The sequence below is a fragment of the uncultured Phascolarctobacterium sp. genome (genome assembly GCF_905212365.1).
Taxonomy (GTDB): domain Bacteria; phylum Bacillota; class Negativicutes; order Acidaminococcales; family Acidaminococcaceae; genus Phascolarctobacterium_A.
The window spans coordinates 1-9,295 of record NZ_CAJMEH010000072.1; the positions used below are offsets into that span (position 1 = coordinate 1).

Consider the following 9,295-nt stretch of genomic DNA (forward strand, 5'->3'; position numbering starts at 1 on the left):
GTATCAGGCTGCCTGCTGCTGCGACGTGGTGCGCTTTAATTTTACGGGAACGCGCATTTTATCCCAACAGGTAGCGGAATTGCGGGCTGTAATCGACGAGGTGTGCCGCCGCCGTCCGCAGTGCGAAATCTATCTTTTAGGCCGTAGCCTGGGCGGCGCGGCGGCCATCGTGACGGCGGGACAGGATAAGCGGGTACGGCGTTTGCTGTTGTGGGCTGCGCCCCACGATTTGCGCTTTACCTTCCGTTATGTGATGGGCGCGGCGGATTACGCTCGTTTGGACGCGGGAGAAACTTTATTCTTTGACGACGAACGTGGGCGTTGTGAGCTGACGCCGGATTTTCTGACGGACTTTGATAAGTATAATTTGTCTGCGATTCTTTCTGCTTGGGACGGGCGGCCTGTGCTGCTTTTGCATTGCCTGGGCGACGAGGTGGTGCTGGCGCGGCAGGGGCAGCGCAACGCTATGCTTTTGGGCTCGGCCGGGCAGCTGCATTTGTTCCCTGGTGGGGACCACAGCTTCAGCGATTACAGCGTTAAGGCGGGCGAGCTGATTGCCGCCTGGCTGGCACGGAAGAAATAAAAAGACGCTTGAATGACCGCAGGCGATGGCAGAGCCGCTGTAGAAATGATATAATGTGAATGCTTAGCGATTGCGGAGCCGGAGCGAACGCAGAGCTTAGCAGAGCATACGCTCTTGTGGTATAATAAGACGATATAAATTACTAATTGCTGGTAAAGAGGTGAAGCTTATGCAATCACACTTTTTGATTATTACGGGTATGTCCGGCGCAGGCAAAAGCCAGGTGGTGCGCACGCTGGAGGATTTGAATTTCTTTTGCATCGATAATTTGCCCGCGACCTTGATTCCTAAATTTGCGGAGCTGTGCCGCCAAACGTCGGAGGATAAGGTGGCCTTGGTGGTGGATATCCGCGGCGGGCAATTTTTTGAAAAGCTTTTGCAGGTTTTGGACGAGATGGAGGCCAGCGGTCAGAAGTATGAGCTGCTTTTTTTGGACGCCTCCGACGAAACGCTGGTGCGCCGTTATAAGGAAACGCGCCGCCGCCATCCTTTGGGCGAGCGCAATACTTTGCTGAAAAATATTACCTCGGAGCGGGAGCTTTTGGACCCGCTGCGGGAGGAGGCTACATATATCATCGATACCAGCAGCCTGACCACGGCGCAGCTCAAGGCTAAGGTGACGGAGCTGTTCAGCGAGGGGGCTTCCAAGGAACGCATGGGTATTGCGGTGCGATCCTTCGGCTTTAAGCACGGCCTGCCCCTGGACAGCGATTTAGTGCTGGACGTGCGCTTTTTGCCTAATCCCTTTTATGTGGAGGAGCTGCGCAGCATGACGGGCAACGACCGGCCTGTGGCCGACTTTATCTGCCGTTACCCGCAGACCTTTCAGTATTTGAAGCTGGAGGAGCAGCTGCTGGACTTTTTGGTGCCCCAGTATATCAGCGAGGGAAAGGCGCAGCTGGTTATCAGCGTGGGCTGCACTGGCGGCCAGCACCGCAGCGTCTTTATCGCCAATAAGCTGTATGAATTTTTGCGCGAGCGAGGCTACAGCGTGGAGGTTTCGCACCGTGATATTCCCCAGAAGAAATAAGGGAGGAGCCTATGGGATGGATTAGTTGGCTGTGTCCGGGCATCAATTTAAAACGCTGGCTGCTGCTGTTTGCGGTGGGCGTTTTGCTTTGCGCTCTGGGCCTGGCTTTATTTTTTAATTATCAGCTGATGGGCAAGGCAGAGGAGCTGCTGTTCCAGATGACATATCTGACCACGGGACGCTATTCCAACCATTTAATTATGGGTTTGGGCGTGGTTTTTCTGCTGGTTGGCTTCGGCACGATGATTTACGGCACGCGGCGTTTAATCAGCTCCGTGGTGTCCGTAGTTGTGCCGGATAAAAACGGCTCGCTGATGGAAACGATTTTTATGCAGCGCAAGCTGACCCGCGGCCCGGCGATTACGGTGGTGGGCGGCGGTACGGGCTTATCCACCTTGCTGCGGGGCATGAAATATATTACCAATAATTGTACGGCTGTGGTAACGTCGGCGGACGACGGCGGTTCCTCCGGACGTTTGCGCAAGGAACTGGGCATTATTCCTCCCGGCGACCTGCGCAACTGTTTGACGGCTTTGGCTGACCGCGAGCCTTTGATGGAGCGTCTGATGCAGTATCGCTTTCAAGGAGATTCACCGCTGGCAGGGCATTGCTTCGGCAATTTATTCATCGCGGCCATGGCTCAGGCGGAGGGCGGCATGGAGGCCGGCTTAAACGCAACCAGCCAGATTTTGAAGGTGCGCGGTCGCGTTATTCCTTCGACTTTGGCTAATATTCAGCTGCGGGCGCGGATGTTTGACGGCAGCATCGTGGCGGGAGAATCGGAAATCCCCAAGGCGCGCAAGCGTATCAGCCGCATGATGATGGTCCCGGCGGACGCTCCAGCGGCCAACGCGGCAGTGGAGGCCATTGCTCACGCGGATGTGCTAATCTTCGGCCCCGGCAGCTTGTATACCAGCGTTATTCCCAACCTTTTGGTGGATGGCATCCGCGAGGCTGTTTTGCAGTCCAAAGCGGTAAAAATTTATATCTGCAATGTGATGACCCAGCCGGGTGAAACCGACGGCTACGGAGCTTACGAGCATGTTAAGGCGTTGATCGACCATGCGGGCGCGCAGTTTTTAGATTATGTCATCGTTAACGACCAGGACGTAACGGTAGAGCAGCTGCGGCAGTACAACGCCGAGGGTTCCATGCCCATTACGCCGGACGTGGACAAGATTCGCGGCCTGGGGATTACGGTGGTGCCTGCGCGGCTCATCAGTAAGCGGGATTTGATGCGTCACGACCCGCGCAAGCTGGCGCGGGTGCTGATCGCGTTAATCTATCGTCTGCGTCTTTTCGGACGCGGCATGCAGTTTTTCGATTACTTTTTTATGCGTCAGGGAATGCGGCGCATGAATAAACAGAACGAGGATAATAAATAATCAGCGAGGGGAGGCAGCCGCTTGTCTTTTTCCAATGATGTAAAAAACGAATTATCGCGTATAGAAACTAACGACGCGGACGCCGATAAGGCGGAGCTTTTGGGCTTGCTGCGCATGAGCGGCGCTGTTATTATCCGCGGCATGAATGTGGGCATTCACTTTTCTACGGAAAACGCCGCGCTGGCTCGCCGCGTACTGCATATGCTGAAAAATAATTATCAGGTGCAGACGGAGGTAGTCATCACCCGGTCGCGCCGTTTAAAAAAGAATAACCGCTACCAGGTGCATGTGCTGCCTGCGCCTAAGGTCAGCGTGGCGATGAACGAGCTGCAGCTTTTGAGCGTGGAAAGCGATTTGAAAAATCCGCTGTTGGCCAGCCATAACTGCAAGCGCACCTTTCTGCGCGGTGCCTTTTTGGGCGGCGGCAGTATCAGCCGTCCGGCCAGCGATTATCATTTGGAGATGGTGACGGGCAACGAAAATTTTGCCCAGACCATTATTAAGGTGATGCAGAGCTTTTCGCTCAGGGCCAAGCTGACGGACCGCAAAAACGAATATATAGTTTATTTAAAGGACGGCGAAAGCATTATCAGCTTTTTAAGCGTTATCGGCGCGCACAACGCTATGATGGAGCTGGAAAACGTGCGCATTGTAAAGGAAATGCGCAATAATGTGAACCGGGCGGTGAACTGCGAAACGGCCAATCTTAATAAGGTGGTCAAGGCGGCCGTGCGGCAGGTGAGCTGCATTAAATATATCGACGAGCACGGAGGGCTGGCGCAGCTGGCTCCCAATTTGCAGGAGATAGCCCGCCTGCGCCTGACTCATCCCGACGTTTCCTTAAACGATTTAGTGGAATATGCCGGAGGCTTGGGCAAGTCGGGCATTAACCACCGTTTGAAAAAATTGCAGGAGATTGCCGTGGGCTTGGGTATGGATTTGGAGAAGGCGGATAAATGATGAAGAAAATTTTTGCGGCGCTGCTGGCGGTAGTGCTGCTTGCCGCCGCAGGCTGCGGCGCAGCCTGGCTGCTGAACGGACAGCGCTGGCAGCAGGAATATGCTGCCTTTCGCAAAACGGGCGCGCCTATATTAATGTATCATGCCGTAGGCGATGAGGAGGGCGCGGACTGGCCCGCAAGCCTGATTATGAAGCCCCGGCTTTTCGAGTCCCATTTGCAGTATCTTACGGAGCAGGGCTATACTATTGTCAGCGTGGAGCAGCTGGCGCACCGTTTGGAGCAGGGCGCCAGTGTGGATAAATATGTGGCGCTGAGCTTTGACGACGGCTATAAAAATAATTACAGCGTGGTGCTGCCTTTGCTGCAAAAATACGGTGCGAAGGGCTCTTTTTTCGTTATTAACCGGGAAATGGGCGACGAGCTGCATATGAATGAGCAGGAGATTAAGGCTTTAATCGACGCGGGCATGGAGCTGGGCTCCCATACCTACAGCCACAATCCCTTGGCGAAAATCGAGGAAAAGTATTTGGTGTGGGAGCTGGATACGTCGCGCTATTGGCTGAAGAAAAAATTTGACGGCTATATTGTGCGTACTCTGGCTTATCCTAACGGCAGCTATAATTCTACGGTAGCGGGCGCTGCGAAAAAGTACGGTTTTTACCGCGCGCTTACGGGCCATGTGGGCGTGAATACGGCGGAAAGCTATAGAAACGCGCCGCTGGAAATGTACCGCGTGACGGTGGCCGACGACGGCAACGGTCTGGAGGGTTTTAAGCGGCGCTTGGAGCAGGCCTACTTTTTTGGCTTTTTGCAGACCAAGGGCTTGGATATCAACTGTATCCGCGATTTGTTAGTGCAGTAGAAAACGGCGAAGAAAAAGGACTGGAGGCCTAAAGCTTTCCAGTCCTTTGCTTTATTTAGCTGTTTACAGCGCCTGCTGCAAAAATTTTTCCAGAGCGCTTTCGTTCATTGCGCCTAGAATAGTATTGACGATACGTCCGTCGGCGTCCAAAAGGTAGGAGGTGGGTATGGCCTCCAAGCGGTACAAGCTGCCGACGCTTTGGGGTTCGCCGTAACCCATGGGGAAGCTATAGCCCTTTTGCTTGCGGAAGGCTTGGGGCGCAGCGCTGTCCTCGTCGATGGAAACGGCGAGAAAATAAATTTTATCTTGATATTTGGGATAAAGCTTTTCAAAATGCGGCAGCTCGCCTACGCAGGGCGGGCACCAGGTCGCCCAAAAGTTGAGAAATACAGGCTTGCCGCGCAGTTCGGACAGCTTGACGTGCTTGCCCGTTTGCAAATCTGTATAGGTAAAATCAGGAGCCAGCTGACGCACGGCTAAGCCTTCGTCGGCTATGGAAGCTTCCGCCTTGGCGATATTCGCCTCAGGCGAGGATTTGCTGTCTGCTGCGGTTTGGGTGCCTGCGCAGCCGCCGAGCAGCAGAGCGGCGATTAAAAAAATACTGGTGAAGAACGCTTTCATAGATACTTCGATACCTCCGTCAGAATGAAATTTTGCGCCAGCGAATGGCTTGCGTGGGGCAGACCTTTTGGCAGCTGCCGCAGCAGATGCATTCCCGGTCGCCGACGGCGCGGCAATCCATAGGACAGTGCTGCACGCAGCGGTCGCAGCCGACGCATTTATTTTGTTCTACGGTAATGCCAAAAAGCGCCAGCTTATTAAAAAATCCGTAAAAGGCGCCTAAGGGACAAATAAAACTGCAGAAGGGCCGGTAGATAAAAACTGCGGCAATAATTGTGGCCGCCAAAAGCAGCATTTTCCAGCCGAACAGCCAGCTTAAATTATTGCGGATATTGCTGTTGGCCAGCGCTAAGGGTAAGCCGGCTTCTAAAGTGCCAGCGGGGCAGATAAATTTGCAGAAGGCCGGGATGCCGGTTCCCTGAGCATAGTAGAAGCCAAGGGGCAGAAGCAGCAGAAAAATTACGGCGATAAAATATTTAAGCAGGGAAAGCCTGCGGGTAATAGTGCCAGGCCGCAGCTTAGGCGAGGGGATTTTATGCAGCAGCTCCTGTATTAAACCGAAGGGGCAGCCCCAGCCGCAAATCAGCCGCCCGAAAAGCAGGCCGCATAAAATTAAAAGACCCAGAACATAGAAAGGAAAGCGCAGAAATACGCCGCTAAGGGAGCTTTGCAGCGCGCCCAGGGGGCAAGCGCCTAAGGCGCCGGGACAGGAGTAGCAGTTCAGTCCGGGTACGCAGACGCTTTTTAAACTGCCGCGGTAGAGCCTGCCCTGCCAAAAGCCGGGGAAATGCGCATTGTACAGTAAAGCTGTTAAAAATTGTACTGCTCTGCGTTTATCCAAGGCCGATACACTCCAAACAAATTGTAGTAGCTTTGCGCAGCACCAGCAGCGGTTCTTTGTTGTAAAATCCGCTGATAAGTAACGCTGCAGCTAAAAGAAAAAGGGCAATCCGCTGCGTCTGCATAATACTCACTCCTATTAGTTCCTGAAACCATTATAGCAAAGAAAAGAGGGCGGAACGGTTAAAATTTTGTGACATGCAGCAGGGTCGAGAGCCGAAGGGACGCGTTGAGGGCTGTACATAAAAACTGCTTGCAAAATACGGAAAAACACGGTAAAATAAAAAAGCAATATAATACTTATTTTGGAGGTAGTAACGATGAGAAAACATATCCAAACTGTTAATAAAGCTATGCTGAACAAAACCCTGCGTACCGGCGGCTGCGGCGAGTGCCCGGCTTCCTGCCAGTCTGCCTGCAAGACTTCTTGCACCGTTGGCAATCAGGTTTGCGAACACAGCAAATAATTTACCGAAAAGTAAATCCCCCGGCGTATGCTCGGGGGATTTTTTGATGGTGCGGGTTTATTTACTTTTTCATCAGTTTGGCGCCGGCGTTCCAAGCCTGTCCAACCTTTTCGCCAGTTACATAATAACCATGTTGGAAAGTATCGAAGATAAGAGCGCGGAGCTTTGCTGGGTCGACCTTACCGTTGTCAGAAAGCACCGCTTCCTCCGCTTTTACATTGACAATGCGGCCAACGATGCCGGATACATATTCGGTATCTAAAATATCAAGCAGCTCGCATTCCATAACGACGGGAAACTCGTCGATGATAGGGGCGTGAACCTTGTCGCTTTTGATTGCCGTATAGCCTGTTCGCTCAAATTTATCATTTATTTTATTTCCGGAAGCGATTCCGAAGAAATCAGCGACGTCCATGTGCGCTTCATCAGCTAAAGAGACGGTAAAGGCTTTGCTGGCTTTGATGTTGAGCCATGTCTTTTTGCCTTCGCCAATAAAAATGATAATCTTGTCATTGTCGCAGATTTGTCCCCATGCGGCGTTCATCACATTAACTTTTTCGTTTTCGTCATAGGCTGCTACCATGAGTACGGGCATAGGATATACTGCCTGCACAATTCCTAAATCTTTCTTCATTAGTCATGCCTCCAGTTATTTTTGTATTTGCAGCGCGTAAAATTGACATTAACGGCTGCGGATAATATAATTATACTAATTGCAAGAAAAAATACAAGTACCCACTTCTGGCATAGGTACTATCCTGGAGGGAAGCAATGAGTAAGCCAGCATAGAAGACGCAAATTTTGAGGAAACAGGTTACAGCTACACACTTTCCTTGAAATATTTCGCCCTTTGCAAATGTTATAATTATAAGTAATTTTTCTGAGGGAGAAGTCCCGAAAGCTTTTGGCTTTGTTATCACTATTTTATAAAAGAAAGGTTGAATTACATGCTGATACATAAAATGCGCCTTGACGATTACATGGCGGTGCTGGATGTAAATAGCGGCGCGGTTCATTTGGTCGACGACGTTATTTATGATTTGTTGGATTACTATGACGGCAGTAATGATGAGGAGGCTGTCGCCGCGTTAAAAGATAAATACAGCGAGGAGGATTTGCGGGATGCGCTGGAGGAAATGCACGGACTGCAAAAGGACGGATTGCTGTTCAGCCCTGCCTTTGAAGTGCCGCCTACCTTCGCGGAAAAGCCTATCGTAAAATCCTTGTGTCTGCTGGTAACGCACGACTGCAATCTGCGCTGCGGTTATTGTTTTGCAGATACGGGCTCCTTTGGCGGCTGCCGTCAGCTGATGAGCAAGGAAACAGCGGAAAAGGCTGTGGAATTTGCCATTGCCGGCAGCAAAAAGCGTCATAATCTGGAGCTGGATCTTTTTGGCGGCGAGCCTTTGATGAACTGGCCGGTAGTTGTGCATATTGTGGAATATGTACGCCGCCGCGAGCAGGAAACCGGCAAGAATATCAAGCTGACGCTGACGACGAACGGCACGCTGCTGAACGATAAAAATATTCAATTTCTGAACGATAACCGCGTTATGCTGGTGCTGAGCCTGGATGGCAAAAAGGAAACTCACGACGCTATGCGTCCCTTCCCCAATAAGACAGGCAGCTACGACGCAGCAGTGCGCGGCTTTAAAAAGCTTATCGACAGCCGTCAAGGAAAAAATTATTATTTGCGCGGAACCTACACTCATTACAGTACGCATTTCTGCGAAGATGTGCTGGACATGACTAAGGTGGGCAAGGAAATTTCGGTGGAACCGGTTGTTGGTGTTGACGAGCCATGGGTGCTGACAGAGGAGGATCTGCCGATTATTTTTGAAGAATATGATAAGCTGGCGCGCGCTTATTTGGCCAGACGCCGTGAGGGCGCTTCTTTTGACTTTTTCCACTTTAATGTGGCTTTGGATAACGGGCCCTGCGTGGCTAAGCGTCTGGCGGGCTGCGGCGCAGGCCACGAATATTTTGCTATTACTGCCGACGGCGATATTTACCCATGCCACCAATTTGTGGGACGCGAGCAATATAAGCTGGGGACTCTGGAAACCGGCGTGGTAAAGCCGGAGCTGGTACAGAAGTTCCGTCATACTCATGTTATGACGAAGCCGGAGTGCAGCAAGTGCTGGGCGCGCTTTTTCTGCAGCGGCGGCTGCCATGCCAACGCCGATTTAATCAACGGCGATATTTCCAAGCCTTATGAGTACGGCTGCAAGCTGCAAAAGAAACGCTTGGAAAACGCTATTCTGGTACAGGCCGTGCTGTCGGCTGAAGCGCAGCAGGGCGAGGATTTGCGTCCGCAGATTAATAACTTCACTTATGAAAAGTAAAAACTGATTTAAAATAGACCGGCTTTCTGCGCAATGCGGAGAGCCTGATTCTTTATTTGTCAGCGATTGCTAAAATATTTTATGGTGACTTTTGACGTAAAAAGGCTGATGCAGTAGTAAACAAAAGGCTTTCTTTGCCAACGCAACCTTGCGTATCAGAAAAAATGTGCAAAAAGTTACAGAAAAAGTTAAAAAAGGGTG

At 51.4% G+C, this 9,295-nt stretch carries 11 protein-coding genes; 7 read left to right on the top strand and 4 right to left on the bottom strand.

Going from position 1 to position 9,295, the window contains the following annotated elements; translation table 11 throughout:
* The 5 genes from QZ105_RS09500 to QZ105_RS09520 all read left to right on the top strand — a co-directional run.
* Positions 1 to 583 (top strand): hypothetical protein (locus QZ105_RS09500; protein ID WP_293729681.1); only part of this gene is annotated, 583 nt, incomplete at its 5' end.
* 169 nt (positions 584 to 752) lie between these two features.
* The gene (rapZ, locus tag QZ105_RS09505) at positions 753 to 1,613 is read left to right on the top strand and encodes an RNase adapter RapZ (RefSeq protein WP_293729682.1); all 861 of its coding nucleotides are present in this window, start codon (positions 753 to 755) and stop codon (positions 1,611 to 1,613) included.
* An 11-nt stretch (positions 1,614 to 1,624) separates the two neighbouring features.
* Entirely contained in the window at positions 1,625 to 2,998 is a 1,374-nt protein-coding gene (gene yvcK, locus QZ105_RS09510) for a uridine diphosphate-N-acetylglucosamine-binding protein YvcK (RefSeq protein WP_293729683.1), read from the top strand.
* Positions 2,999 to 3,019: 21 nt separating this feature from the next.
* Positions 3,020 to 3,958, top strand: a complete 939-nt coding sequence (gene whiA / locus QZ105_RS09515; RefSeq protein ID WP_293729684.1) for a DNA-binding protein WhiA — start codon at positions 3,020 to 3,022, stop codon at positions 3,956 to 3,958.
* Complete coding sequence (locus tag QZ105_RS09520; RefSeq protein WP_293729685.1) at positions 3,955 to 4,821, top strand: polysaccharide deacetylase family protein; 867 nt, start codon at positions 3,955 to 3,957, stop codon at positions 4,819 to 4,821. Before whiA ends, QZ105_RS09520 begins: the two co-directional genes overlap by 4 nt.
* Positions 4,822 to 4,884: 63 nt before the next feature.
* On the opposite strand, the gene QZ105_RS09525 is transcribed toward QZ105_RS09520, so the two are convergent.
* Genes QZ105_RS09525 through QZ105_RS09535 form a run of 3 tightly spaced genes read right to left on the bottom strand, consistent with a single transcriptional unit; the run spans position 4,885 to position 6,407 of the window.
* Complete coding sequence (locus tag QZ105_RS09525; protein WP_293729686.1) at positions 4,885 to 5,442, bottom strand: redoxin domain-containing protein; 558 nt, start codon at positions 5,440 to 5,442, stop codon at positions 4,885 to 4,887.
* A gap of 19 nt (positions 5,443 to 5,461) precedes the next feature.
* A complete protein-coding gene (locus tag QZ105_RS09530; protein WP_293729687.1) occupies positions 5,462 to 6,283 on the bottom strand; it encodes a 4Fe-4S binding protein in 822 nt (273 codons plus the stop codon).
* Positions 6,276 to 6,407, bottom strand: a complete 132-nt coding sequence (locus tag QZ105_RS09535; RefSeq protein ID WP_293729688.1) for a CD1871A family CXXC motif-containing protein — start codon at positions 6,405 to 6,407, stop codon at positions 6,276 to 6,278. The genes QZ105_RS09530 and QZ105_RS09535 overlap by 8 nt, the downstream gene beginning before the upstream one ends.
* 195 nt (positions 6,408 to 6,602) lie before the next feature.
* On the opposite strand from QZ105_RS09535, the gene scfA reads away from it, so the two are divergent.
* Complete coding sequence (scfA, locus tag QZ105_RS09540; RefSeq protein ID WP_293729689.1) at positions 6,603 to 6,749, top strand: six-cysteine ranthipeptide SCIFF; 147 nt, start codon at positions 6,603 to 6,605, stop codon at positions 6,747 to 6,749.
* A gap of 61 nt (positions 6,750 to 6,810) precedes the next feature.
* Here scfA and QZ105_RS09545 read toward each other — a convergent pair whose 3' ends face one another.
* Positions 6,811 to 7,383 (bottom strand): flavin reductase family protein, encoded by a 573-nt coding sequence (locus QZ105_RS09545; protein ID WP_293729690.1) that lies wholly within the window; start codon positions 7,381 to 7,383, stop codon positions 6,811 to 6,813.
* A 313-nt stretch (positions 7,384 to 7,696) separates the two neighbouring features.
* Here QZ105_RS09545 and scfB point away from each other — a divergent pair, with 313 nt between their 5' ends.
* Complete coding sequence (scfB, locus tag QZ105_RS09550) at positions 7,697 to 9,094, top strand: thioether cross-link-forming SCIFF peptide maturase (protein ID WP_293729691.1); 1,398 nt, start codon at positions 7,697 to 7,699, stop codon at positions 9,092 to 9,094.
* Positions 9,095 to 9,295: the final 201 nt, after the last annotated feature.